Source organism: Tunturiibacter empetritectus (assembly GCF_013410875.1).
Lineage (GTDB): Bacteria > Acidobacteriota > Terriglobia > Terriglobales > Acidobacteriaceae > Edaphobacter > Edaphobacter empetritectus.
This window is the reverse complement of record NZ_JACCCU010000001.1, coordinates 716515-741597: the sequence shown is the minus strand read 5'-3', so window position 1 is coordinate 741597 and position 25083 is coordinate 716515. Positions and strand designations below refer to the sequence as shown.

21 protein-coding genes are annotated in these 25083 nt (G+C 55.5%); 16 read left to right on the top strand and 5 right to left on the bottom strand.

The annotated features are described in order from the left end of the window. Positions 1–135: 135 nt before the first annotated feature. The 5 genes from HDF08_RS03140 to HDF08_RS03120 all read right to left on the bottom strand — a co-directional run bounded on the left by HDF08_RS03140 (position 136) and on the right by HDF08_RS03120 (position 2651). Positions 136–333: a hypothetical protein gene (locus tag HDF08_RS03140; protein ID WP_179637133.1), complete on the bottom strand. Its 198-nt coding sequence runs from the start codon at positions 331–333 to the stop codon at positions 136–138. A gap of 410 nt (positions 334–743) precedes the next feature. Beyond that, the gene (locus HDF08_RS03135; RefSeq protein ID WP_179637131.1) at positions 744–1106 is read right to left on the bottom strand and encodes a helix-turn-helix domain-containing protein; all 363 of its coding nucleotides are present in this window, start codon (positions 1104–1106) and stop codon (positions 744–746) included. Next, complete coding sequence (locus HDF08_RS03130) at positions 1103–1447, bottom strand: hypothetical protein (protein WP_179637129.1); 345 nt, start codon at positions 1445–1447, stop codon at positions 1103–1105. The genes HDF08_RS03135 and HDF08_RS03130 overlap by 4 nt, the downstream gene beginning before the upstream one ends. Beyond that, the gene (locus HDF08_RS03125) at positions 1444–1863 is read right to left on the bottom strand and encodes a helix-turn-helix domain-containing protein (protein ID WP_179637127.1); all 420 of its coding nucleotides are present in this window, start codon (positions 1861–1863) and stop codon (positions 1444–1446) included. The genes HDF08_RS03130 and HDF08_RS03125 overlap by 4 nt, the downstream gene beginning before the upstream one ends. Next, on the bottom strand, positions 1860–2651 hold the full coding sequence (locus HDF08_RS03120) for a hypothetical protein (RefSeq protein WP_179637126.1): 792 nt from the start codon (positions 2649–2651) through the stop codon (positions 1860–1862). Before HDF08_RS03120 ends, HDF08_RS03125 begins: the two co-directional genes overlap by 4 nt. A 118-nt stretch (positions 2652–2769) precedes the next feature. Between HDF08_RS03120 and HDF08_RS03115 the strand changes: the two genes are divergently transcribed. The 16 genes from HDF08_RS03115 (at position 2770) to HDF08_RS03040 (ending at position 24938) form a co-directional block, all read left to right on the top strand. Then, a complete protein-coding gene (locus HDF08_RS03115; RefSeq protein WP_218884485.1) occupies positions 2770–2961 on the top strand; it encodes a hypothetical protein in 192 nt (63 codons plus the stop codon). Positions 2962–3201: 240 nt separating this feature from the next. Beyond that, positions 3202–5964 (top strand): class I SAM-dependent DNA methyltransferase, encoded by a 2763-nt coding sequence (locus tag HDF08_RS03110; protein WP_179637122.1) that lies wholly within the window; start codon positions 3202–3204, stop codon positions 5962–5964. A gap of 379 nt (positions 5965–6343) precedes the next feature. Further along, positions 6344–8785 carry a DUF6575 domain-containing protein gene (locus HDF08_RS03105; RefSeq protein WP_218884484.1) on the top strand — a complete coding sequence of 814 codons (2442 nt, stop codon included), beginning with the start codon at positions 6344–6346 and terminating at the stop codon, positions 8783–8785. After that, positions 8772–9986 carry a GIY-YIG nuclease family protein gene (locus tag HDF08_RS03100; RefSeq protein WP_179637120.1) on the top strand — a complete coding sequence of 405 codons (1215 nt, stop codon included), beginning with the start codon at positions 8772–8774 and terminating at the stop codon, positions 9984–9986. The genes HDF08_RS03105 and HDF08_RS03100 overlap by 14 nt, the downstream gene beginning before the upstream one ends. 92 nt (positions 9987–10078) lie before the next feature. After that, positions 10079–10954, top strand: coding sequence for a DUF488 domain-containing protein (locus tag HDF08_RS03095; RefSeq protein WP_179637118.1), 876 nt, complete (start codon positions 10079–10081; stop codon positions 10952–10954). A gap of 22 nt (positions 10955–10976) precedes the next feature. Beyond that, positions 10977–11786 (top strand): hypothetical protein, encoded by an 810-nt coding sequence (locus HDF08_RS03090; RefSeq protein ID WP_179637116.1) that lies wholly within the window; start codon positions 10977–10979, stop codon positions 11784–11786. Between the two features lie 110 nt (positions 11787–11896). Further along, entirely contained in the window at positions 11897–13489 is a 1593-nt protein-coding gene (locus HDF08_RS03085; RefSeq protein ID WP_179637114.1) for a hypothetical protein, read from the top strand. 5 nt (positions 13490–13494) lie between these two features. After that, a complete protein-coding gene (locus tag HDF08_RS03080) occupies positions 13495–13959 on the top strand; it encodes a relaxase domain-containing protein (RefSeq protein WP_306459658.1) in 465 nt (154 codons plus the stop codon). Positions 13960–14263: 304 nt separating this feature from the next. Next, complete coding sequence (locus HDF08_RS03075; RefSeq protein WP_179637112.1) at positions 14264–14701, top strand: plasmid mobilization protein; 438 nt, start codon at positions 14264–14266, stop codon at positions 14699–14701. 206 nt (positions 14702–14907) lie between these two features. Continuing rightward, positions 14908–16686 (top strand): type IV secretion system DNA-binding domain-containing protein, encoded by a 1779-nt coding sequence (locus HDF08_RS03070; protein ID WP_179637110.1) that lies wholly within the window; start codon positions 14908–14910, stop codon positions 16684–16686. Between the two features lie 420 nt (positions 16687–17106). After that, on the top strand, positions 17107–17568 hold the full coding sequence (locus HDF08_RS22080) for a TauD/TfdA family dioxygenase (RefSeq protein ID WP_373563167.1): 462 nt from the start codon (positions 17107–17109) through the stop codon (positions 17566–17568). Continuing rightward, positions 17552–18514, top strand: coding sequence for a hypothetical protein (locus tag HDF08_RS03060; protein WP_179637106.1), 963 nt, complete (start codon positions 17552–17554; stop codon positions 18512–18514). Before HDF08_RS22080 ends, HDF08_RS03060 begins: the two co-directional genes overlap by 17 nt. Before the next feature lie 117 nt (positions 18515–18631). Further along, entirely contained in the window at positions 18632–21403 is a 2772-nt protein-coding gene (mobF, locus tag HDF08_RS03055) for a MobF family relaxase (RefSeq protein WP_179637105.1), read from the top strand. Between the two features lie 186 nt (positions 21404–21589). Beyond that, positions 21590–21973: a hypothetical protein gene (locus HDF08_RS03050; protein WP_179637103.1), complete on the top strand. Its 384-nt coding sequence runs from the start codon at positions 21590–21592 to the stop codon at positions 21971–21973. A gap of 613 nt (positions 21974–22586) precedes the next feature. Continuing rightward, positions 22587–23438 (top strand): ArdC family protein, encoded by an 852-nt coding sequence (locus HDF08_RS03045; RefSeq protein ID WP_179637101.1) that lies wholly within the window; start codon positions 22587–22589, stop codon positions 23436–23438. A 603-nt stretch (positions 23439–24041) separates the two neighbouring features. Next, positions 24042–24938 carry a zinc-dependent alcohol dehydrogenase family protein gene (locus tag HDF08_RS03040; RefSeq protein ID WP_218884483.1) on the top strand — a complete coding sequence of 299 codons (897 nt, stop codon included), beginning with the start codon at positions 24042–24044 and terminating at the stop codon, positions 24936–24938. Positions 24939–25083 lie beyond the last annotated feature (145 nt).

Here is a 25083-nt window from a genome sequence, read left to right as displayed (position 1 = left end):
GCCATCTCCTTGAGGTCATTGGAGTTCCAGTTGGTCCCACAGAAAGTACGCTGAGCCCGGTGCAATGCGTTGTAGCGCGTGAACGGTCATCTCAAGTCAGAGAGCCGCCGCATAGCAGCCTGTCATCTTACTGCTTCAATCCCAGCTTTGGATACTCCAGCCTTGGCTCGTTTCTTCTGCCGCTTTGATGTGGTTTCTCTTGATGAAATCTTGATGGCAGGGATCGCAGTAGGCCAAATGGATTTGCAGCAAAGCCCACTCCTCATCTGAAAGCTCTCCTGAGAAAAAGCGGGAGCATAGCGCAGCCAACTCCTCGTGCAATGTTGCGGTCATAGTTCGCCTCCTCTATCTGGTTACCCCAACCTCTCTTACAAAATTGCCTTTCAGGGTATTTGGAATCAATACAAAGATGCGAGTTTGGCCAAACTTACTCTTCGGGAGCTGGATCAGGGCAATTCAGGCGAGGTAAGCGGTTAGCCGACTCATCGTTGATGCCGCTGCCAACGCGCAGAGAGCCGGGGATTGCATCCTTGGCAACACCTTTGAGGAAGAGAGGGAGACAGCGGAAGATGCAGCAATGCCGTTTGTAACGGCTTGCTGAGACCGCAGCATTCAGTTGGCCGTAACCTGGCAGCAGTCGTGGAGGTATTTATGACTTGCTGTTTGATGGGAGGAAGCCATTTTATGGCGGGCACCGGCAGTCTCGCCAACACAGACCTGGGAAGTCACAAACTGCCAGTGCCCTAGGACGATCCCCTATCGGAACCGCCCATCTTGGAGGTCCTCTCTTTCTTGTTGTTTATGAGCCAAGGGGGCGGACCTACGCTTGTCTCGGTCATCTCGTCCACGCGTTTGTAGAACTGATGAATCTCCATGACGCCGAAACCCAAAGCCTGAACCATTTGCATTTGAAGGCGCATGGAATAGTTCGTTGTTAGCCGGTTCTCCTCAAACTTCCGGAGCCAGGGAACGGAAATTCCTGTCTCCCTTGAAAAGTCTGCAAGGCTCCAGCCCTTTTCGGTGCGGAGCTGACGAACCAGATCACCGCAACAACGGTGGTACTCCTCTCTGTACCGTTGCATCGCGGCATTGTTCCGTGGCCTCATTTCCTAGACCTCTTCCCAGGCTTTTGCTGTTTCGGTGGTTGCTTAATCTGGTCGTACCGGGGGCAATAGTCTGGATGATCCGGTAAGAACATCTGTCCGCTGTCGGCGATGGGGTCTTCTTCGGTGGAGACAAAGTGCGAAACCCTTGCTGTAGGCAGGGAAAATGGCTCGATGGAGATGGACCACTCGGTGCGATCAGCAAACAGCACGGTCACATAGACTACGCTGCGCTCCGCTTGAGAAAACCTTATGTGATCGACTTCCTTCCCCTTCACGCTGTAATCGAAGAGCGTGCCGTGCTTATGCTCTAGGCGAATCGTCTTCACCCGCGCTCTGCTCATGGTTGCTCCCCCTCTTCGTTGGCTTCGTTCTCCAGAAGCACTTCATCGGGAATGTCCGATAGCTCTTCAGCCCGGTGCGCAAATTCTGTAAAGGAAAGATCGAAACCGATGCTGAGGCAGTAGAGAAAATAGAAGTCCGGATTGGGGTCTTTTCCAGCTTCGAGACCGCACACGAATTCAACCGGCACCTGGCTATGCTTTGCCAGTTCTTCCTGCGTCAGACCCTGCTCGTTCCGCAAAATGATAGAGAGAGCCGCGTAAGCAGCAACAGCGCGTGTGCTCCGCTCTTGCCTGTCAACTTCGGGAATCGCGTTGATGCCCTCCGCGACCTCTGCTTGCGAGAAACCACGTTCTACCCGCAAAGCACTCAGAGCTGCCCCTATGGCTTGGTTGAACTCCTCACGGCTGATTCTCATATTCCCTCGGTTTCCAGCTCGGCGAACTGTCGTTCCGCATAAAACTTCAGGCCAGCGTAGAGGTTCTTCACCAGCTTGGCATCATTCTTGAATGGGACAGACCTGTCACCAACCAGCTCAATACCTGCTCTTCTAGCCCAGGTGTAGGCCGCCGATACCATCAACTGCCTCGCGCGCTCCCCACTGATGCCGTGCATGGCTCCGATGGTTCTTTGCGATTCGCCGTCATGAACGAACTGCACCAGCATCCTGTAAGCCCGCGCGAATTGCTGTCTTCCCTCCGGCGTAGACTTCGAGCTGCTGTGAGAACCAAAACTGAGGCGTGGAGTTTTGCGAGGGAGTATGTCTGCATATTTCTCACGGATGATGGTCATAGGAGAGGGGTCAGGGGGAACTCGATTGGCTGGAAGCCGCGCAATCCGAGAATGTTGCCGCCAGTGGCGGTACGCTCGTTGCCTGATCCACTCCACCGCGTCTTTGTCAGACAGGCGTGGCGGCACTCGCAAGCCACACGCAACAGCCCATTGTTCGGCCAGAACTCGCGGACAAATGCTGAGGGCTTTGGCAAGCTGATAGAAGTCGCGTTCCAGCAAATGAATCTTGCCAGCAACATATCGGGCGAGATAACGTTCCGTTACATCTCCCAGCTTCTTGCTTAGCTGTTCGTGGGAAATGTCGCCACGCAACATTTCAATCTGCGTGAGCAAATGAACGCTGAAATCGCCTCGGGTGCGCGGAGAATGTTGAGAACCTAGCATGGGCAGAATAATCTCATAGTTGATTATCATAATCAACTACTTGTATATATTATTTATATACTTGGGCTTATGCGGCTGCGCATGTTAGCTTTCCCTTGTTTTGATTATCACGGGAAGACAATTACGGGCTGCACGCGCTCTGCTTGGCATGGAGCAGATTGAGCTGGCAAAGCGCTCGCGCGTGGCGGTAGGAACCATCCGAAGGATGGAGTCCTTTGATGAAGAGGTTGGCGCGCGCACGTCAACGCTCTCTCAAGTGCAGAAGGCATTGGAAAAGGCTGGAGTCGAATTTCTCAACGACGGACAGCCGGGCGTCCGGTTGAAACGGCAACCTCTGTAGAGTTTCGCTTGATCCGTCACACCCGTTCGGCCTAGCACTTAGCGGATCAGAGGGCGCTCTGGCCCGTATTGATCTGCTGTTGTCTCTGCATAGGAACGTATGCGGAGTCCCTGTGCAAAGTAAAGGCTCTGAAGTTTCGACAGGGTAGCTCAGTGGTCAGTATCCTTATATGTGAAAGTGTTTTGCTTCCATGTTGGGCCAACCCAAACAGAAGAGTAAATCCGAGGAAGGTTTGCCCCATTGAACGCCGTTGAAATTGAGGAAGCTATATCGCAGCTCGCAGAACAGCCTTTCGATGCTGCGAACTTCCCGTATGCCTTCCTTGAAGCCTTTGGCAACAAGGAGGCGACGATCAAGCGGCTGCGGGCCGGTGCGACGAACAAGTCCGACCTCGGTGGCGTTCTCCAGACCGGCAATATCCACATCGCCACCTGCGACCAGGGCGGCATCACGGAAGCTCTCCGGGCGGTGAAGGAGAGTCCCGCGACAGCCAAGGCAAAGGCGAAGTTTGTTCTGGTAACCGACGGCGTCGACTTCGAGGCAGAGGACATCGCAAGCGGCGAAACCGTAGCTTGCGCTTACCCCGACTTCCCAAACCACTTCGGCTTCTTCCTGCAGTTGGCCGGTATCACCACGGTTCAGCAGATCAAAGAGAATTCGTTCGATATTCGGGCAACGAGCCGCATGAACCGGCTCTATGTTGAACTCCTGAAGGACAACCCGGAATGGGGCAAGTCCGAGCGCCGCCATGACATGAACCACTTCATGGCACGGCTCATCTTCTGCTTCTTTGCTGAGGATACGGACATCTTCATCGGCAAAGGGCTGTTCACCAACACCATCGCCCAGATGAGTGAGCGTGACTCCTCGAACACGCACGAAGTCATCGGCGCGCTCTTCCGGGCCATGAGCACGATGGTTGGAGAACGAAAGAGCGCCGGACTCCCCAACTGGGCTGATTCGTTTCCTTACGTCAACGGAGGCCTGTTCTCCGGCAATATGGACGTACCGCGCTTTAGCAAGATCGCGCGCTCCTACCTGCTGCACATTGGCGGCCTCGACTGGACGAAGATCAATCCCGACATCTTCGGCTCCATGATTCAGGCGGTCACAGAAGATGAGGAACGCGGCGAGCTTGGAATGCACTACACCAGCGTGCCCAATATCCTGAAGGTTCTCAATCCGCTCTTCCTCGACGACCTGCGAGCAAAGCTTCAGGAGGCAGGCGATAATCCTCGCGCGCTGTTCAACCTGCGCAAGCGCATGGCGAAAATTCGGGTGTTCGATCCGGCTTGCGGCTCTGGCAACTTCCTTGTAATCGCGTACAAGCAGATGCGCGAAATTGAGGCAGAGATAAATCGGCGGCGCGGCGAATCCGAACTGAAGAGTGACATTCCGGTTGAGAATTTTCGTGGTATCGAGTTGAGAGATTTTCCTGTAGAAATTGCTCGCCTCGCTCTTGTCATTGCCGAATACCAAGCCGATGTCCTATATCGTGGTCCAAAGCTAGCATTGGCCGAGTTCTTACCTCTGCGTTCTGAAAATTGGATCACGTGCGGCAATGCGCTCCGTCTTGACTGGTCAAGCTTGATGGACGTTGGAGGGACAGGTGTTAGATTGGTCGCCGATGATCTCTTCAGCACGCCCTTGAACCAGGCTGAAATCAACTTCGTGCATGATGGCGGAGAGATATACATCTGCGGAAACCCACAATTCAAGGGTGCCAGGAAACAATCAAGGGCGCAGAAGGAAGATATGGCGTTCATCTTCAAAGGCCATAACGATTTCAAAGATTGTGATTACGTAACAGCATGGTATCTGAAGGCCTCTGAACTTTTACAGAGTTGCAATGCAACGTTTGCATTTGTTTCAACGAGCTCAATTAGCGAGGGTGAGCAAGTCGCACATCTTTGGTCACGCCTCTACGAGGCTGGTTGCCACATCAACTTTGCACACCAGGGATTCAGATGGCGAAACAATGCGTCGAATAACGCTGTGGTCCAGTGTGTCATTGTAGGGGTTGGTCGAAGTAAGCCAGCCCGATGCATCTTGTTCGATGGAGATGTCAAACGAGAAGTAGATTCAATCTCCCCTTATTTGATTGCTGGAGAGGAACTGTACGTCGAAACTCGCGATTCAACTCTCTGCTCTGAATTCGGCACTATGGTGTCCGGCAGCATGGCACGTGATGGCGGCAATCTCATCATGACCTACGCCGAATCAATGGATTTACTCAGGAAGGAACCCTTGTCGCGGCGACTACTTCGCGTCTTTCTTGGATCGCAGGAGCTAATCCACTTTCAAGATCGAAGGTGTCTCTGGATAGAAGATGACCATCTGGAGCTTGCCAAGTCGGTTCCAGAGATCAATGAGAGGATTGAGAGGGTCAGATCCTTCCGGGACGCGTCTTCAGCAAAGACAACCAAGGGCTACTCCAGCATTCCTCATAAATTTGCTCAGCGTGCTCACAGAGAGACCCTATCCATTGCGATTGCTAAAACGTCATCCGAGACGCGGGAGTATCTTCCGGCGAACCTATGCGATGAGAGCATGATCATTTCGGACGCAGCATTTGCGATATATGCGCCGTCATTATGGGAACTCGCATTGCTGTTATCGAAGCTACATCTCGTTTGGATTACAACTGTATGCGGCAAGCTAGAGAGTCGCCTTCGATATTCATCGACTCTAGGGTGGAATACTTTTCCCGTGCCAACATTGACGGAAAAAAATAGGGCCGATCTAACGCGCTGCGCCGAAGAGATATTGTTGGTACGGGAGCATCACTTTCCGGCAACAATAGCCGACCTCTACGCGCCGAATGAGATGCCCCAAGACTTACGCCAGGCTCATGAGCGTAATGACGAGGTGCTAGAGCGCATCTACATCGGTCGTCGCTTCAAGAACGACACGGAACGGCTGGAGAAACTGTTCGATCTCTACGCAAAGACGACGGCTTCAGGCTCACCAATCGGAAGACAAAAAAGGAAGACCGGAGAATGACCACATTGCACTGGCCATCTTTTTTCCCGAAGGCCTGCCCTCCCCCAGACGCTTCAGAGGCTTCTACAGAGGTATTTCGACTTGTCGCGTTCGAGCCGCCATCGGCAAGCGACTTTGAGTCTCACGCGGAACGGTGCCCCGAAAAGTGGATGGGCAACTGCAAAGCGTCAGGGCTATCTGTGTTCACTGATAAGGACGATGCAGCGCGTTTGCTTAGACGGGTTCCAGGTATGCGTCCTCCCGGAAGCTTGCTCGCAAGTGCAATTCTTACACCTGAAGCTGGTAAGCTCATGCACACGCCTAGAAACGGCAACTCGCACCATACGTGGTGGGCACCTGATGGCTTCAATCACGCTTCAGTGTTCAAGGTGTTGGCCTGATGGAAACATTCGCTAATGGAACAATCCTCGGACGTTTGAAGGTACTCGAGATCTACGAGTACTACGATGGCCCACGCCTATTTGCATCCTCAAATCAACTTGGCTCAGTATTCCTTGTGTTATGGATCAGATCTATCGAGGCCGTCGATGAATACTATGTGCAGACCATGTCGCTTCAGCTCTTCCAGAAACTGCGTAACGGGCAAGTGAGCCTGCGAGACGTGTTCCTTGGTGGCGAAAATGGCGGCTTGATTCTTCTGGAAGTATCTCGACAATCCGGCAAAGAAAAAACTGCCTATATAACCGGGGAGCAGATCGAAAAAGCGCTACTACCTTTTCAAGGAGAGTTGGTCAAAGCGACGCTACCGATGCCATTCATCGAATCTCGAACCGAAATTCCGATGGTGTCTGTTTCCTATGCCCGAAATGGAAGTTCGACCAGGGCGAATGCTCTTGGCATGCGACCTATGCAGGAACGCGCTTACGAAAAGCGCGGTGAGCAGTTCCTTCTCATCAAATCACCTCCAGCCTCTGGCAAGAGCCGCGCGCTCATGTTTATTGCCCTCGACAAACTCGAACATCAAGGCTTGAAGCAAGCAATCATCGTAGTCCCCGAGCGGTCCATCGGAGCGAGCTTCAACGATGAACCGTTGACCAAGTTTGGCTTCCGGTCGGATTGGCATGTTGAGCCGAGGTGGAACCTCTGCAATGCTCCAGGTGGCGACAACGGAAGTAAAGTGCAGGCTGTTGGGGCATTCCTTGAGAGCAGTGATAAGGTGCTGGTTTGTACGCATGCGACCTTCCGCTTTGCGGTCGATCAGTACGGTGTGGAGAAGTTTGACGACCGGCTGATCGCAGTCGACGAGTTCCATCATGTCTCCGCTAACCCGGACAACAAGCTCGGCGCACATCTCGGCCAGTTCATTGCACGCGAGCGCGTCCATATCGTCGCCATGACAGGATCGTATTTCCGCGGCGATGCAGAGGCCGTATTATCTCCGCAAGATGAAGAAAAATTTGACACCATCACTTATACCTATTACGAACAGCTCAATGGATACGAGTATCTGAAGCAGCTCGACATAGGCTACTTCTTCTACAGCGGGTCGTATATCGAGGACATCCCGAAAGTCCTGGATGTTTCTGAGAAAACCATCATCCACATCCCCAATGTCAACTCGCGTGAAAGTACGAAACGCGGTAAGACGACGGAAGTAAGCGAGATCATGGGAGCACTGGGAAGCTGGGAGGGCAAAGACCCTGCGACAGGCTTTGACTTGGTGCGGTTGGCGGATGGCTGCATCCTGAAGATAGCTGATCTTGTTGATGATGGGCCGGATAGGCACGCCAAGGTGCTGGCTTCCCTGAAGGATGCTTCGCAGAAGAACAATCGCGACAACGTGGACATTATTATTGCCCTCGGCATGGCGAAGGAGGGCTTCGACTGGATTTGGTGCGACCACGCGCTGACAATCGGATATCGTTCAAGTCTGACGGAGATCGTGCAGATTATTGGACGCGCTACACGTGATGCTCCCGGCAAAATACGTACTCGGTTCTCGAACTTGATTGCAGCTCCAGATGCCTCCGATGAGGCTGTCAACGAAGCGGTGAACGACACCTTGAAGGCCATTGCCGCCAGCTTGCTTATGGAACAGGTGCTTGCGCCGCGCTTCGAGTTCAGGCAGAAGAACTCGGAGAATCGGCCTGCGGACGGCTACGATTATGGCGAAGGTGGATACGACCCTGATAAGTGTAACGTCGGCTTCAATGAGCAGACGGGGCGCTTCCAGATTGAAATCAAGGGACTCACTCCGCCGAAAAGTGTAGAAGCCGCGCGTATCTGCCAAGAAGATTTGAACGAGGTGATTGCTGCTTTCGTTCAGGACAAGACTGCTGTGGAGCAAGGGCTATTCAATGAAGATTTGGTGCCTGAAGAACTGACACAGGTTCGCCTGGGCAAGATCATCAAGGATAAATACCCGGAACTCGATACCGAGGATCAGGAAGCGGTGCGCCAGCACGCGATTGCTGCGCTCGCTCTGACGCAACAGGCGAAGAAGGAAGTTCTTGGTGGTGGGGGCACGGAACCGTCGGCTAATACTGCATTGATCGACGGCGTTCGCAGGTATGTGATGGATGTGCGGGAATTGGATATTGACCTGATAGACCGCATCAATCCGTTTGGTGAGGCCCGGGCAATCCTCGGTAAGACCATGAACGAGGACAATCTAAGACAGGTTGCCGCTGCCATTTCTGCGAAGAAGACGAAGTTGACACCGGAAGAGGCAAAGGAGCTAGCAATTCGCGCTGTGAAGTTCAAGAAGGAACGTGGCCGGATTCCATCGATTGATTCGCAGGATGCCTGGGAAAGGCGGATGGCGGAAGGTGCTGCCGCCTTTGTACGCTACAAAGATGAGGGCCGTTATGAGCGAAATTGATCTCGATGAACTGCGCGCGGAACTCAGCGATTTTGCAGAGTCGGAGAAGAAAGGTGGCCGCTCGCCGCGAGACGAGCGCGTCATCGCTGGTTTCGAAGAGATTCAGCGGTTTGTCGAGAAGCATGGCCGCTTACCCAAACACGGCGAAGATCTCGATATCTTCGAGAGGTTGTATGCTGTGCGTCTCGACCGGCTGCGCACGCTGCCGGAGTTCCGCTCGTTGCTTGCGGCGCTCGACCATCAAGGGTTGCTCGCTGGTGGGGAGATTATTGTGGACGTTTCGCATGAGGCGATTGATGACGAAGAGTTGCTAGCCGAGCTGAAAGACATTCCAGACGCGGGAAGCATCACTGAGCTGCACCACGTTCGTAAGAGCGCAGACAAACGTGCTGCCGAAGAGATTGCCAACCGTGCCGTCTGTGAGGATTTTGAAGTATTCAAGCCGCTCATCGAGAAGGTTCAAAGAGAGTTGCAGTCCGGCGTTCGTGAGTCGATCCCTGTTCAGACGATGGATCAGATCAAGATGGCCGAGATTCAGAAAGGCCAATACTTCATCGTTGGCGGCCAGGTTGCCTACGTTGCTGAGGTCGGAGAGGGCTTTAGAACTGGGTACGACCGCAGGGACAGCCGCTTGCGCATCATCTATGACAACGGGACCGAAAGCAATATACTCATGCGCTCGTTCCAACGGTCTCTTTATCCCGATAAAGAGCAGGCGGGCCGCATCATTACAAACCCTGACGCGGGGCCTTTGTTCGCGGATGAACACGACGCGGACGATCTTGCTAGCGGGACCATTTATGTTCTGAGAAGCAAGTCAGACAATCCAATCGTTGCAGCCCATCGTGAGGTATTGCATAAAATCGGCGTCACCGGAGGAAAGATTGGAACGCGCGTCGCAAACGCAAGCCTGGACCCCACCTTCCTGATGGCCGAAGTGGAGGTTGTCGCTACTTACGTTCTTTACAACGTCAACCGCGTCAAGCTCGAAAACCTGATTCATCGAGTCTTCGATCCCGCGCAGTTGGACATCGAAATTAAGGACCGCTTCGGCAATCCAATCAAACCTCGCGAGTGGTTCCTGGTCCCGCTGTTTGTGGTGGACGAGGCGGTCAAGCGCATCAAGGACGGAAGCATTACCCAATTCGTTTATGACCCGATGGCGGCGCGTCTGGTAAAGACAGGCCTAGCGAATGTCTAGTCGGGTACGGCTTTCGCGCAAACCTCTTCCTTTGGGTCGCTTCAGCAGCTAATCTGTACCATTGAGTTTGTACTCCGAAATGAAGGTTCACCATGAATTACCGCCAGAAAACGCTAATTGGACTGCTCAGCGCCTTCGGCGGCCATTTGCTTAGCACGGACTTCCAAAAATATTTATTCCTGTTTACGCGGGAATTCCAGCAAGAGCCGTCCTTTGAATTCGTGCCTTACAGATTCGGCAGTTTTTCGTTCCAGTCCTATGCTGACAAGCGCCGCCTCGTCGAGATTGGCGCTTTGGCCGATACCGATGACTGGCAATTACAGGAAGGGTTTTCGACGGAAGGGTTAGTCGACGGGGCAGCGTTTGACCGCTGCTACGCCAAATACTCGCACCTGAAGGGTACGAAGCTGTTGCAGGACGTTTACCGCCGCTATCCTTATTACGCCATCAACAGCGAACGTGCCGCGAAGATCATGAACAATCAAGAGGTCAGCGCAATTACGGCTGCGCGCCCCGCCGCCGCTGCCGCTTGCTTTTTTACCATCGGCTACGAGGGATCTTCCCTTGAAGGCTATTTGAATCGCCTCATCAAAAACAGCGTCAAGACGCTCGTAGACGTGCGCCGCAATCCCCTAAGCCGCAAATATGGTTTCTCCAAAAAAGCGCTCTCCGATACTGTCAAGAAGCTCGGAATTGGCTATGTGCATATCCCGGAGCTTGGGATTGCGTCGGACAGACGGCAAGAGCTGAATACCCAAGCCGATTACGACCGCCTGTTCAATTCCTACGAAAAAGAGGAATTGAAGCAGAACGGAAAGGCGCTACAAGATCTGTTCGACATCTTCCTGAAAAACAAGCGGATTGCGATTACCTGTTTTGAGGCAGATGTCTGCATGTGCCATCGGGGGCGCGTTGCAAAAGCAATGTCCGCGCTCCCAGGCTGGAAACACGACATCCATCACATCTGAAGTTCTCTAAGAGAATGCCAAAGTGAAAGTCCTAATCACCGTCAAAACCTATCCGACCATCTCGGAAAAATATAAGGAACTGGCCTGCACGGCGGGTTTTCGTGAGGATGGCTCGTGGATTCGCCTCTATCCCATTCCCTTCCGGCTGCTCGACGAGGGGCAGCAATACAAGAAATACCAATGGGTCGAGGTAGATATCGCTCGTAACAAAGGGGACCAGCGACCCGAAAGTTACCGTGTTCTCAGCACGAGCGACATCAAACTCCTTGATGAAATCGGCACCGAGCGTCAATGGGCGGATCGCCGAAAGCTAGTTCTCGGCAACAAGAAAATCTACACCAACCTGAAAGAGATCATTGGTCTTGCGCACCACAACAAAATCTCGCTTGTTGTGTTCAGGCCCGCCGAGGTCTTTGAGTTTGTCGCAGAGGTCGCCGAGCCCGAATGGCCGCACGACAAAATCAACGGAATTCTCAACAGCATGAAACAAGGTCATCTTTTCGAGGATCAGAACCTCGAAGATTTCAAGATCATGCCAAAGCTCCCATACAAATTCTCGTACCGCTTCAAGGACGATGCCGGTGTCGAGAGCAAGCTGATGATCGAGGATTGGGAAATCGGCCAGCTATATTGGAACTGCGAAAAATACTACGGCAAGGATCAGGCCGTCCAGAAGGTACGCCAGAAGTACATGGATGACTTTGTCAAAACCAAAGACCTGTACCTATTCCTTGGCACGACGTACGAATGGCACGTCCGTAAGGCAAAAAATCCCTTCGTCATCATCGGCACATTCTATCCCCCGCACTTGACACAAGAGAGTCTATTTTAGATTTGGCTTTAGGTCGGTTCGGTGCCCACCTTCGGTTAGGATGTCGCGGTAGGGATCGCAAGGGATCGATTAGAGGTTTCAGTGCTCCTTGCATATAGAGTTTGTTGAACATGCCAATGATGAATCTCCTAAATTTCCGACCTTGGTCTCTCAAAGGGATCACGCCGCCGTGGACCGGCCAATCTCTCTTTGCCTACGTTCAGGCTCAAGGAGGAGACGCTGACCTTCCGGATAAAACAGACAGGGACGAAAACAAGATTGGCTGGACCGCAGGTGCTTTGGACGGTGTAACAAGTCACCATCTATTCGACCCAGAAGCCGTCGGCCCAGAGCAAAGGAGGACCGAACTCCTCAGCGCGCTGGAGAGATTCCTGAATCGCGCCACTGCCGAAAACCTTTCGGCGTTGTACTCCTCTGTGCGAAGGGAACCATTGCTTTCCGAAGCAGATGGCCTTGAGCAAGCGATCGGCGCAGGTCTTCTACGGCGTTATAAATCCCGAGTTACTGAAACCGGCCGCTACCTAGCAAATGAAGCCGATGAAAAGGAGAACGTAAAGCTGGGGCTCATGCTGATTGAGCTAGCGGGCAATGAAAGCGACCTGCCCGTTTTGGAGTTGCTAGCGACTCACGATGAGTTCACCTTGTATGCGGCTAAAGCTGTCGCCCGCCTTTCAACCGATCCTGAACAGAAATTGTGGAACATCGCTAAACGAGTTCACGGATGGGGCCGAGTTCAGGTGGTCGAGAGGCTTAGCGGCACCCAAAACCGCGACATTCAGGCATGGATGCTGCGCGAAGGTTTTCGAAATAATGTGATGTATGAGTACCTTGCTGGTGTCTGTGCGAAGACTGGCAGACTGCATGAAGCCCTCAGGCCAACGCACATTGATACAGAGCTTTTGGATGGAGCCGCCGCTATCCTCAAAGCACTTGTCTATGGAGGGCCAGCAGACTCCATCGATGACTATCCTCAGGCTCCAGAATCAGTTCGAGAGTATCTAAGACATGTGACCGGCACTGCGGATCTCGACCTTGAGCACTTGCTCTGCCTCGCTTGTTTGAAGAACTTCCTTTTCAACGATGACGGGTGGAGAGAGCGATTGTCGAATGGATGGGATGATGGACTGCGCGTTCGACTACAAGCCCAGTGCGACGATCAGATAGGACGCCCAGAATGGCGAAACAAAGTGGATCAAGGTCTCCTGTCAGAGGAAGACCGAGCCTTCTATCAAGCTGATGCAGCAGCCCAACAGCTCGGCATCAGCACACGGAATGTTCATTTCGCAAAGGTCAAAGCTGCGCCATTGAAATCGTCCTCCTGGTATCGGCTTCTTGAACAGACAGACGAAGCGCAGATCGAAGAGGTACTGCGGTTTGCAGACGGAGTTTTTCCGTTAGAGCAGATCGCAACCGGGCCGACAGACTCGCTTGGTTTTGGAGAGAAGTATGAGGCGCATCGAGCGCTCGATTGGGTATTGCAGGATTTGAAGAGGTTCCCAGAGCATGGCTGGAAATTTCTCAAGGCTGGCATTCAAAGTCCGGTTACCCGGAATCGGAATATGGCTCTTAATGCTCTTCTTGAGTGGCCTCGATCAACTTGGCCTGAGGGGGCTGAGTGGTTGCTCGGGACAGCTCTCCAAGCTGAACCAAACAAGGACTTACGGGAACGTCTGAAGAACGCGTTGCATAGTACAAAGGCCTAGGATTTATGCTTTCCATCTCCTCCAAACCGCTCTCAGCCGACCATGCGCGGACGTATCACGCACGCGAGTTCGCGTCCGAAAAGCAGAATTACTGGAGCCGCGACCAGCAGGGTCACTCGGAGTGGCAAGGCAAGCTGGCCAGCCAATGGGGCCTACAGGGTGCGGTCGGCTCCGAGCATTTCGCTCGGTTGAGCGAAGGTCAGCATCCTCAGACAGAGGCGCAGCTCGTCCGGCACTCCGTATCGAAGACCTACGAAGGCAAGAACGGTAGGGAGGTGGCTTCAGTCGAGCACCGGGCCGGGTGGGATGCGACGTTTTCCGCGCCGAAGTCGGTCTCGGTGACGGTATTGGTGGGGGTGATGCCCCGCTCATTCCCCTTCCGCCAGTTTCCACTCGGGGAGCGATTTGTCGCACGCGAGCCTACCGTGCGCGTCCACGAATGCCCGGTTGCGGTTCTGTTGCAGACCTAAAGGCTGTCGCCGTGGATGCGTGGAGGCCAACAACCCGACGCTGCTACGCAGCGGTTGTAGAGCTGACACATCACCCCCAAATGGGAGATGTAAGTAAACCGGAAGTTCCCGGCGGTAAACGCGATTACCATCAGCTACTTAGCCGTTCCGCGTTTACGTCCGTAAACGCCAGTTGCCGCCTGGACTCACTTTGTCGCTTTCGCGTAAACGCATTGAATACTAAAGCACTTGACTGGCAAGTGCGGTTTCATGGGTTGACTATTGCCGTCGTCGGATGCACTCTGTTTTTGAGGTGGCCCTCCCCATGACCACTCCTCGCATCCCGGCCCCGGCGCATCCTCCATCGCCACCCGACGATGAAGTTCGCCCTGGCCTCCGCGCCAAGACGGTAGCAACCAGACTTACTCCGGAAGAGCTGCGCGAGGTCGAAGCCGCCGCTGGGCGCGACGGGAAGTCGCTTGCGGAATGGCTGCGCGAGTTGGCCCTGAAGACGGCGCGGCAACGTCCAGCGGACCCGATGGAGCTGCTGCTTTCGGAGGTCTCGGCGACCCGATATCTGCTCCTGAATCTCTTCCACGCGACCGCCCAGGCGAACGCTGAAGGCAAGCATCTGCTCCCTGATTCCGTGCTAAAAATCCGTGACCAAGCCGACGTGCGGAAGCTCGAAAGCGCGCGGAAGTTGATGGCGGATTTTCTCGCCCAGGGAGGGCAGGACGGGAGTCAGAACGGGGGCAAGCCCTGAGCCGCCCGATGCAGTTTCCGAGCCGGACAGGGAGGCTCTTCTGGCTACTTGTCTGGATCACCCTGGGGCCGCTCGCGCTCATTGTTTCGGTCTCCGCCTGGCTCGCTTGGACACTCCCGCCGCTCCAGAAAATCTATCTCCCGGTATACTCTGCGAGCACTGTAGGTACTCGCCTGCCCGGCAATCTGATGACCATCCGGTGGGTGATGAAGGCCGCTCCCGGACGAAAACCCGAAATGCTTTTGCCAGAGGATGCGGTCTCTGGGCCGAGTCCAAAACTGCCAGTCAGCCTCTCGCCCAAAGCCATCGAGGAGGGTTGGCGCGAAGTGGTTCAGACCCCTCCGGAGAAGGTTCGCTCCTCCGAGCTGGTTCCGTATCTACAGGCTACGATCTACGACGGCGAGAGCGTTTTGTGGCTCTTCGCACGGCCCATGATCTACGGCTTGGCTGGGATTTTGTTGCTGTACGCGCTCCGGCTTCAGCTTAGACGAGGACGCAGTGGGCAGCATGAGGAGCGGCACGGACGGCGCACCAAAGGCCCCGAATTGCTGTCGGGCAGCTGGCGTCGCCGACTCGGAACGGATGGGATTTCTTTCCACTTGCGCTTTGAAAAAGCTCCTTGGAGTTGGCTTCCGTTCGGGCCGAGTTTCCGGATTCCGCGCCGTTTGGAGTCCAGCCATATCGAGCTGATCGGTGACACCGGTTCGGGTAAATCGACGGCCATCCGGCAGATCCTGCGTCAAGTACAGCAGCGCGGTGAGACGGCCATCGTCTATGACCCGGCGATGGATTTCGTGGGGGAGTTCTATGACCCCAGTCGCGGCGACCTGATCCTGAATCCTCTCGACGCCCGGTGTCCCTACTGGAGTCTTGATCAGGAGATCGTGCGCGATGAGACCGCCGCTACGATTGCCGCAGCTTTTCTTCCAGAGAAGGAGTACGAGAAGGCATTCTTCACAGACGCCCCGCGCCGTTTGCTTGCCGCGATGCTACGGCGTCGGATGCCGACGCACTTCCTTTTGCAATGGATGAGCGACCCGGAGGCGTTGGCTTCCATCGTGGAAGGAACACCTTTGGCTGCGTTAATTGATCCAGCAGCTCCGGCGCAGCGTGCCGGGGTACTGTCGAGTCTCAACTTGGTAGCGGATTGCTTCGAGCTACTGCCCGAGGGAGGCGGCGGACGTGCGAGTTTCGCCACAGCTGATTGGAGGAAGGAGCGCAAGCGCTGGGTGTTTCTGACCTCCGGCCCCGACTATCGGGAAAAGGTCTTGCCGCTCCATTCGGTGTGGCTCGATCTCTTCATCCTGCGGATGCAAGGCCCCTGCGATGATCCCGCCGCCAACCCGGTATGGTTCGTCATTGATGAGCTGGCCAGCTTGAACAAGCTGCCCCAGCTTCACACTGCGGTGACTGAAAATCGCAAGTACGGCAATCCCGTCGTGCTCGGCTTCCAGGGGCGCAGCCAACTCGAAAAACGCTACGGCCATGACGCCGAAGTCATGCTCTCCCAGCCCGCTACGAAGGTATTTTTCAAGACCTCTGAGCCGCGCGCGGCCAAGTGGATTTCCGACGCTATCGGCGAGATCGAGGTCGAGCGATTGAAGGAGTCACGCAGCATGGGGCTGCTCGGCAGCAAGAAGTCCTATGCGATGGAGATTGCCACCAAAGCGCTCATCATGCCTTCGGAAATATCTGGGCTTAGGCCGCTGCACGGTTTCATCAAGCAAGAGAATCGCGTTGTGCCGGTCGTCTTCCGATTGGCAAAGAAACGCTCGAAAGAACCTGATTTTATAGAGCGGAAGACTCCGCAGGCCGTGCCTGGGCCGACTTCCTCGGTGCCAGCGCCGTCGGCACACACGTCGCCTCCGAAACACGCCAAGCCGACGGCGGCAGTCCAGGCTTCGCTACCTCTCGCCGATCCGCCGTCCACTAACGGAAGACCCAGGGAAGGGTTTGTGTGGGATGAACGCAAAGGGATTGAGTGACGAGATGCGTGTTTATGAGGACTAATATCTGCTATCGACAGGGCACCCTTGCTCGAAAATGTGTTGCGCTGTCGGTATCGGCTGAAAACTTCAATTGGCGACAACCTGTGAGAAGAGCCTAAGATACTTTCTGACAACAATCGACTGCCATATATCCACGAGGAAAACTTGTCCCTTGAGCCGAGCGCCATATCTGTGAAGAACTTCATACACGAGGCGGCTGACAGAGAACTAGACGAACGCGGGCTAACGGCATTCACAAATCCGAGTGCCTCCGCTTTGGGTAACTTTTTTGCCGGGTTAGACCAGAGGTGGACAGGCAATCCGTTCGAACGTGGATTTGAGGAACTCATTCCTATTGGTCGAGCAGCTGCTCGGCCAGGCTCACTGTCCTCCTTTACAGGCGCGGCTGCGCAACCCATGCACACGGATGCCGCCTACTTAGCAAGCCCTCCACGTTACCTTGTTTTCGAATGTGTTGATCCGGGCGAGGTATCTTGCAAAACGGAAGCGTGGGTGACGAACCAGGCAAAATTGTTAGAGGAGAGGCCCCACCTTCTGACGAACCCCAGATGGGTGTTTTTAGGGGGCGGGCGGTCAAGATTCTATTCTCCCGTGTTGGATACAGTACTTGGAATCGCAAGGATTCGTTACGATCCGTACTGCATGTCGGCGGCTGGTGAAAACAAAACAACGCTAAACGACGTTTCTGGGCTTCTTGCTAGCTATACTCGGCAGGTATCTTTCGAATGGACCCAGGGAGCATTTTTAATAATCGACAACTGGCGCTGCATGCACGCACGTGGTGTCGGAGGAGAATCCGCTCCATCGCGTCGGCTGCGTCGTTGGTATCTTGGAGCGAAAAATGGATTGGGCATCTGACTCCCTTTACAACAAAGCGAAGTTATTCGCGCAGCGGGCGCATAACGAACCAGTTAACTCAGCGCTTTTTGCTTTCTGGATGAGCTTGTCCCTTGAGCTTCTGGCCCGTTCCGCCCTCTCCCACGTCCACCCCGTACTGCTTGCGGACCCCAAGGAGCCGGACAATCTTCAGTATGCCTTCGGCATAGTCCCAAAGGGAATACCGAAGTCAATCGCAGCTAAAGCCCTCTTTGCGAGATGCAGCATATTCGTCAAGGACTTCACCGACAAAATGTCTGGCCACTGTCTGATTGTTGCAGACAGGAGAAACTCGGAACTCCATACGGGAGCGGCAGCATTCGAAGGCATTGACAATGCCAAGTGGCTTCCAGCGAGTTACGAAGTCATTCAGGTTCTACTCGCACATCTTGGCAGGGACTTTAGAGACTTTCTTGGAGATCACGGTGAAGTCGCGCTAGAAGCGATCAAAGATCGACGCGACACACTCAAGAAGGAAGTTCAAGACAAACTCTCAGCCGCGAAGAAGGCCTATGAAGCTCTTAGTCCTGAAGACAAAGTTGCACGGGACGGTAGGGCCCCCGCAGCTATAGCATCGTGGATGCACGGAACCAAACTACGTCGCGAGTGTCCGTGTCCGGCGTGTAAGAACGTCGCTGTCATGGGCGGGGAGACAGTTAGTCGAAGCCCTGTGAAGATCGATGAGGATGACAATGTTATCCGCCGTGAAGTTCGCGTTCTACCGAATAGGCTACGATGCGCCTACTGCGACCTTTCTCTCGTCAGTTACCAGGAATTGAAAGAGGCTGACCTTGGAGGAATTTACACAACTGCAGAGGAGGAAGATCCCATAGAGTTCTTTGGTATCGAACCAGAGGACTACATCGACGTCGAGGATGTTGTGCGCCGTTATGGCGAAGACATGGGAGCGGACTACCAGAACGAGTAGCGTCGTTATCAGAGGCCAAGGGTTCCGAATCGGGTTTGGTAATGATAAGTCGCATTGTGTTTACCAACGTGGCATAAAATTTTGCTGTGGCCCATCTAGTCGTTTGGAGCAAACCCCATGCTCTCGATGTCTCCCAAACCGTTATCGGCAGGCCAGGCACGGACGTACCACGAGCGAGAGTTCGCGTCCCAGGGGCAAAACTACTGGAGCCGGGACCGGCAGGGCTACAGCGAGTGGCAGGGCAAACTGGCCGAGAGGTGGGGCCTGCAAGGTCCGGTCGGCAATGAAGAGTTCGCCCGGCTGACAGAAGGCCAACATCCTTTGACTGGCGAACAGCTCGTTCGCCATCAGCCACAGAAGACCTACGAAAACCAGATCGGCAAGGAAGTCACCAGCGTGGAGCACCGTGCTGGATGGGATGGAACCATCTCCGCGCCGAAGTCGGTTTCGATCACCGCGCTTGTGGGCGGCGACGATCGCGTAAGAGAGGCACACCGTGAGAGCGTCCGTGTAGCCCTAGGGGAGTTAGAACAGTTCACCCAGGCGCGGATCGGCAACGTCCATAAGCCGGAGACGACGGGGAAGTTCGTTGCCGCGACCTTCGAGCACGACACCGCGCGGCCCGTCGATGGCTATGCCGCGCCTCAACTCCACACCCATGCCGTTATTTTCAACGTCACCGAACGCGACGCCGGTCCCGGCAAGCTGACCCGCTCCGTGCAGTCGCATGAGCTGTACGCCGCCCAGAAATACGTGACGGCTGTCTACCGATCTGAGCTGGCGACACGGTTGCAGGGTCTGGGGTATCAGTTGGAGCGTGGGGACTACGGGCAGCCCGAGATCAAGGGCTATACGAAGGAGTATCTCGAAGCCTCCAGTCTGCGCCGGGAACAGATCCAGGATTACAAGCGAGAGCAGGGCTTGGACGGCTCCTCGGCGGCGCAGATCGCCGCGCACCGGACGCGCGATCGCAAGGAGCTGCTTTCGCCCGAAGAGGTATTGCAGCGGCACCGGGATCTTGCCGCGCAGTATGGCCATCAAGCGGATCGCATCGTTGCCCAAGCCAGGGAGCAAGGCCAGCAGCAGACCCGGGAACCGGAACGGGGCGTGAGCCAAGCGCAACAAGCCGTGACCTACGCCCGCGATCATCTTTTCGAGCGGGGTGCGGTCCACGCCCGGAAAGACATCCTCGCAGCGGCCCTTGACCGTGGCATGGGCCAAGCGACTTCCAGCCAAGTGCGGGAGGAATTCGAGCGTATGGCGCAGGCTGGGGAGTTTCGCCATGTTGAGAATGTGGGGACGGGCCCTCAGTACACGACCGCCGCGATGCTGCGTATGGAACGCGAGACCATCGCCCACATGCAAGCGGGCAACCGGCTCGGCTTCGAGGACCCGATGCTGGTTTCTCCAGACATTCGAATTGCGACGGAGGATCGCCACCGGGAGCTGAACTCCGGTCAGCTCCGCGCCGTCGATGAAATCTTTCTTTCGCGCGAGAAAATCGTCGGTTTGGATGGAGTCGCGGGCGGGGGCAAGACAACGACCCTGGCAGTCGTGCGCGAGGGTGCGGAGAGTGCTGGATATACCGTGGAGGGTTTTGCGCCCACATCGAGGGCCGCGCAGAAGCTCGGTGAGGCCGGGATTGAGACCAGGACCTTGCAGTCACATCTTGCCCAGGGCCGGAGGGTAGACACCGGCGAGCACCGGCTCTATGTAGTGGACGAGAGTTCGCTCGCATCCACCAAACAGATGCACGAGTTCGTGTCCCGCCTGCATCCGAACGACCGCGTTCTCTTAGTGGGCGATACCCGGCAGCATGAGTCCGTCGAGGCGGGACGGATCTTCGCCCAGCTTCAGGAGGCGGGTATGAAGACAGTCAAGCTCGATGAGATCGTGCGGCAGCGCGACCCGGAGTTGAAACAGACGGTCGAGCAACTCGCGACAGGCGATGTCCGAGCGGCGCTGGCAGGGTTAGAACAGCAGGGCCGCATCCATGAGGTACAAGGCCATGACGAACGCATAGCAGCCATCGCAAAGGAGTATGCGAGGTCGCCGGAGAGCACGCTGGTTGTTTCACCCGACAACCGCTCCCGCGTGGAGATCAATCAAGCGATTCATGCGGAGATGCAGTCTAAAGGCGTTGTCGGTCGGGAAGAGCATCGCATGCACGTCCTCGTTCCCCGGCAGGATCTCACCGGCGCAGATCGTACATGGGCCCAGCGGTACAACGTCGGCGACGTGCTGCGCTACTCGCGCGACTCCAAAGAAACTGGCATCCACAAAGGCGAGTACGCAAAGGTGACGGAGACCGACCCAGCCAGCAACCGGCTTTCCGTCAAGATGAAGGACGGCATGGAGAAGACTTACGACCCGCGCCGTCAACAGGGTGTCTCCGTTTATCGCGAAGAGGAGCGAGCCTTCTCCATCGGAGATCGGGTGCAGCTAACCGCGCCTTCCCATGAGCTGAAGGTTGCCAATCGGGAGCTGGGGACGGTGGAGGGTATCGGCGAGGATGGGAGGCTATCCCTCAAGATGGATGGGGGCCGTGCCGTCGAGCTTGATCCGGAGAAGCACCCGCATCTCGATCATGGCTATGCGGTGACCAGTCATTCCAGTCAGGGTCAGACCGCCGATCGCGTGTTGATCCATGTCGATACCGAGCTGGGGGCCAAGGACCTGCTCAACAATCGCATGGCCTACGTGGCCGTCTCGCGCGGAGCGCAAGACGCGCAGCTCTTCACCAACGACCGGGAGAAACTCTCCTCTGCTCTCGGACGCGATGTATCGCACCAAAGCGCCCATGCAACAGAGATCACTACCTCCAAGTCGATTCAACAGGAGATCGCATCGAAACATAAACAGCAATACGAGCATGGAATCAGTCTGTAGCCTGCCTGCCCAGATATATTGAGTCTGCGATTGTCGTCACCGCCGACCTCACGACCGTCTGAGATAAATTCATGCCAGCGATCAGCGCATTCGCCGGGTTCGAACCGAGGCAGGGTTTCGGATGGGAGATCGGGCTATCCTATCTTGGAGACTAGTGATAGAACTCCCTCGCGTAACAAGGTCCTTATGAAAACCACGATTATGGTCATGGATGTATTCGTGAGATTCCGCTTAGTCGCCATCGTGCAATCGGAGCAACAGACGCAGGCATGGGAAATGCAGGTAATGGTCATCCAACAGGTTGCAGACATCCTGATTTCCCTTGGCTTTTTGGATTCCAAAGCTGCTGCGCTGCTTACGGAAGCTAGTACCACCATCACGCCTCAGCCAGGCATCAAAACGATTCCGTTTTCGGATTTCGTCACTTTAGCCGAACTCGTCTACCCTGACTCCGAGCCAGTAAGCCTGGAGGCTCAACAGGGCCACGCACTCATCGCTACTGGCGAAACGACAGAAGAAGCTCTCGCCTCCGCAGGCTTCGTATTGAAGATGGACGGCCCGTTGCAGTGACGCTGTCTTGAACAAGGCGCAATTTCTTCTAGGCGAAGAATTTGTCCGACCTACAGTCTCGCCAGAGACTTCATTAATGCCATATCGTCACGCCATCTCCTCCGTCCGCGCATCGGGCTCAGCTTGTTCAGTTGTGTCCTACATCGTTCCGGCGTAAGCGATAAATTTCTGTCCGTTGAGCCGACACCCGTCTGTTCCATATACGCGGCAAGGGCAGGGAGCAAGCGATTGAGGTCCGCGTGATGGAGATCTATCCTTCTTTCGTGGGAGGAGGCTTCCTCCCGCGCTACGACCGCTACGCGTTCTCCCCTTCCCACCTCTGCGGGCCTTTCCCGCCCGCAACGCCCACCCTATAAGTTGGGTGCGCTTAGGCGCACGTATAAGGAAACCAAGCCTCCCTAGTGGGCTCCGCCCCCCGCGCGGCGACAAGGGCTTCCCCAATCTTCCGCGCTTCGCTTGTGCAGACCTTCGCTGCGCTCGCCCTCCGCTTTGCTCCGGGTGGGGAGACCCCTCCCTTGCACCTTGCTACCCCCGCCTTCGCCAGGTGGCGTTCGGCATGTACATGCCGCGTTTCTACGCGGAAGTGCAAAAGCCAAACCAGGGAGCAAACACCATGAAGACCATCGCCATCAACGAAAGCAAGAAGCCCAACACCAAACAGGAAGTCATTGCCGCCAACATCAAGCTGCTAATTGAGCAACTGGAGGCCGGACACTCCGAAGCCCTTACCAACTACCTCACCGCCATGAGCCGATTCCATAACTATTCCTTTGGGAACGTGCTGGAGATCGCGCGGCAAATGCCCTCGGCGACCAGAGTAGCGGGGTTCTGGACATGGAAGAGCCTTGGCCGTTTTGTGAAGGCCGGACAGAAAGGCATCCGTATCCTTGCTCCCATCGTTGGCGTTCGCCGCAAGAAGGACGAGGTAGCGCAGAAGGACATCAACACGCAGAACGAGCGCGTCTTGCTTGGCTTCCGCAACGCTTACGTCTTCGATATCTCGCAGACCGAAGGCGTAGAACTGCCTTGCTTGCGGCAAGTCACCGGCGACCCCGGCGAGAACATCGAGCGGTTGACCGCCTTCCTCAACAGCAGGGGCATTTCTGTCAGCTATAGCGCGAACATTGCGCCAGCCCTCGGCATGAGTTACGGCGGACGCATTGCCATCCTGCCTGGACAGTCGAAGGCGGAAACATTTGCCACGCTTGTCCATGAAACGGCTCACGAACTCCTGCATCGCAGCGAACGCCGCACGGTCACTACGAAGACAGTGCGTGAAACAGAAGCCGAGGCCGTGGCGTTTGTTGTCGGCAAAGCCGTTGGGTTGGTCAACGAAGAAGCCAGCGCGTCGTATATCCAGCTTTATAAGGGCAACGCCTCACTGTTGGCCGAATCGCTCGAAGTCATTCAGCAGACCGCCAGCGTCATCCTTGCCGCACTGGAGCCGCCCTCTCCGAGGACGTAACCAGCGAGGAGCTGGAGGCAGTTGCGGCATGAAAATCGAGCCCTCAACCATGTAACAATCGGACGACAAACGAGAGACCGACAGACGGGATGCGTAGGCTCCCGTCTGCCATTTTCAGCGGCGCGGGAGACACCCTGCGGGTTTCTCCCGGCCCTCTTCCGCAACGAGAAAACTGTCATTCAGACTGAATTCTGCACATTCGCTCTGCACAGTTCCTACACAGCCAAAATCTACAGAATTATGTCAAATAAAATCAGCAGCTTCTAAAAGTTTTCTCACCCGCTCAGGATGACGGCAGAGGCTTGAGCGTTTAGGGTGATGGCAGGCTTGAGGCTCAGGATGACGGCAAAGCTTGAGCGCTCGGGATAATGGCGATGGCTTGAGACTAGACATGACGGCAAAGGATTGAAAGCTCGGGATGACGTTGGTGGACGCATTTTGGAAGCGGGGAATCAAACGTTTGTGAGCTTCCGATGGTTGGGACAGGTCAGCTGCAAAATTGCTTACAGGATAGGGAACTGAATGCGCGCTTATGTTGTGGAAGGTCCCGATGCAGGGTTTACGTAGGGCGAGCTTCCCCGCCCTGTTCCGTTGGCAGGCCAGGTGTTGGTTCGGGTGCATGCGAGCGGGGTGAATCCGCTGGATACCAAGGTTCGGGCTGGGAAGGCGGCTCATGCGAAGCAGCCGCTGCCTGCGGTGCTGGGACTTGATATGGCTGGCGTGGTGGAAGAGGCCGGTGAGGGCGTGACGACGCTGCGGTCCGGCGATGAGGTGTATGGCATGGTGGGCGGCGTGGGGGGATTGCAGGGGACACTGGCGGAGTTTGTGGTCGCCAGCGCGGATCTGGTCGCACTGAAGCCGAAGTTGCTCTCGATGCGCGAGGCTGCGGCGCTTCCGCTGATAACGATCACGGCGTGGGAGGGGATGGTCGATCGCGCGAAGGTGCATGAGGGCCAGAGGGTGCTGGTGCACGCCGGGGCGGGCGGAGTGGGGCATATTGCAGTGCAGCTGGCAAAGGCGTTTGGGGCGGAGGCCTTCGCTACGGTCTCGGCTGAGAAGCAACACTACGTGGAGGAGTTTGGTGCAGTGCCTATCGACTACCGCACGCTTTCAACTGAGCAGTATGTCGCGCAGTACTCCGATGGGGAGGGCTTCGATGTGGTGTATGACACGGTGGGAGGAGCGACGATTGACGCATCTTTCGTTGCGGTGAAGCGGTATACCGGCCATGTGGTGAGTTGCCTGGGGTGGAGTACGCACTCACTGGCTCCGCTCTCGTTTCGCGGGGCGACGTACTCTGGTGTGTTTACGCTGATGCCTCTGCTGACCGGGCGAGGACAGGCGCATCATGGGGAGATTCTTCGCGAGGCGGCGGCGCTGGTGGATAGCGGCAAGCTGCGGCCGTTGATGAATGAACGGCGCTTTAGTGGGGCAGATCTAGATGCTGCGTATGCGCTGGTGGAGTCTGGTGCTGTGGGCAAGGTGGTGGTGGAGCTTTAGTGCAGTATTTGCTGCTGGTGTGGTGAAAGGCAAACCGCAGATTCCCTTCGGGAATGACAACCAAAAGGACACGCAGACTCTACGCCAACTGCTCTTTTGCTTTAGTTTCTTCTGGCGTCGCGCCGTGGGTGCATTTGGGCAGGTG

Bases quoted from the DNA above. Each gene is read 5' to 3' on its own strand.
- mobF (WP_179637105.1), top strand. From the start codon at position 18,632: ATGCTCTCGATGTCTCCCAAACCGTTATCGGCAGGCCAGGCACGGACG.
- HDF08_RS03120 (WP_179637126.1), bottom strand. From the start codon at position 2,651: ATGATAATCAACTATGAGATTATTCTGCCCATGCTAGGTTCTCAACAT.
- HDF08_RS03085 (WP_179637114.1), top strand. From the start codon at position 11,897: ATGCCAATGATGAATCTCCTAAATTTCCGACCTTGGTCTCTCAAAGGG.
- HDF08_RS03140 (WP_179637133.1), bottom strand. From the start codon at position 333: ATGACCGCAACATTGCACGAGGAGTTGGCTGCGCTATGCTCCCGCTTT.
- HDF08_RS03105 (WP_218884484.1), top strand. From the start codon at position 6,344: ATGGAAACATTCGCTAATGGAACAATCCTCGGACGTTTGAAGGTACTC.
- HDF08_RS03050 (WP_179637103.1), top strand. From the start codon at position 21,590: ATGAAAACCACGATTATGGTCATGGATGTATTCGTGAGATTCCGCTTA.
- HDF08_RS03075 (WP_179637112.1), top strand. From the start codon at position 14,264: ATGACCACTCCTCGCATCCCGGCCCCGGCGCATCCTCCATCGCCACCC.
- HDF08_RS03080 (WP_306459658.1), top strand. From the start codon at position 13,495: ATGCTTTCCATCTCCTCCAAACCGCTCTCAGCCGACCATGCGCGGACG.
- HDF08_RS03100 (WP_179637120.1), top strand. From the start codon at position 8,772: ATGAGCGAAATTGATCTCGATGAACTGCGCGCGGAACTCAGCGATTTT.
- HDF08_RS03125 (WP_179637127.1), bottom strand. From the start codon at position 1,863: ATGAGAATCAGCCGTGAGGAGTTCAACCAAGCCATAGGGGCAGCTCTG.
- HDF08_RS03115 (WP_218884485.1), top strand. From the start codon at position 2,770: ATGGAGCAGATTGAGCTGGCAAAGCGCTCGCGCGTGGCGGTAGGAACC.
- HDF08_RS03095 (WP_179637118.1), top strand. From the start codon at position 10,079: ATGAATTACCGCCAGAAAACGCTAATTGGACTGCTCAGCGCCTTCGGC.
- HDF08_RS03060 (WP_179637106.1), top strand. From the start codon at position 17,552: ATGGATTGGGCATCTGACTCCCTTTACAACAAAGCGAAGTTATTCGCG.
- HDF08_RS03045 (WP_179637101.1), top strand. From the start codon at position 22,587: ATGAAGACCATCGCCATCAACGAAAGCAAGAAGCCCAACACCAAACAG.
- HDF08_RS03135 (WP_179637131.1), bottom strand. From the start codon at position 1,106: ATGAGGCCACGGAACAATGCCGCGATGCAACGGTACAGAGAGGAGTAC.
- HDF08_RS03130 (WP_179637129.1), bottom strand. From the start codon at position 1,447: ATGAGCAGAGCGCGGGTGAAGACGATTCGCCTAGAGCATAAGCACGGC.
- HDF08_RS03070 (WP_179637110.1), top strand. From the start codon at position 14,908: ATGAAGGCCGCTCCCGGACGAAAACCCGAAATGCTTTTGCCAGAGGAT.
- HDF08_RS22080 (WP_373563167.1), top strand. From the start codon at position 17,107: ATGCACACGGATGCCGCCTACTTAGCAAGCCCTCCACGTTACCTTGTT.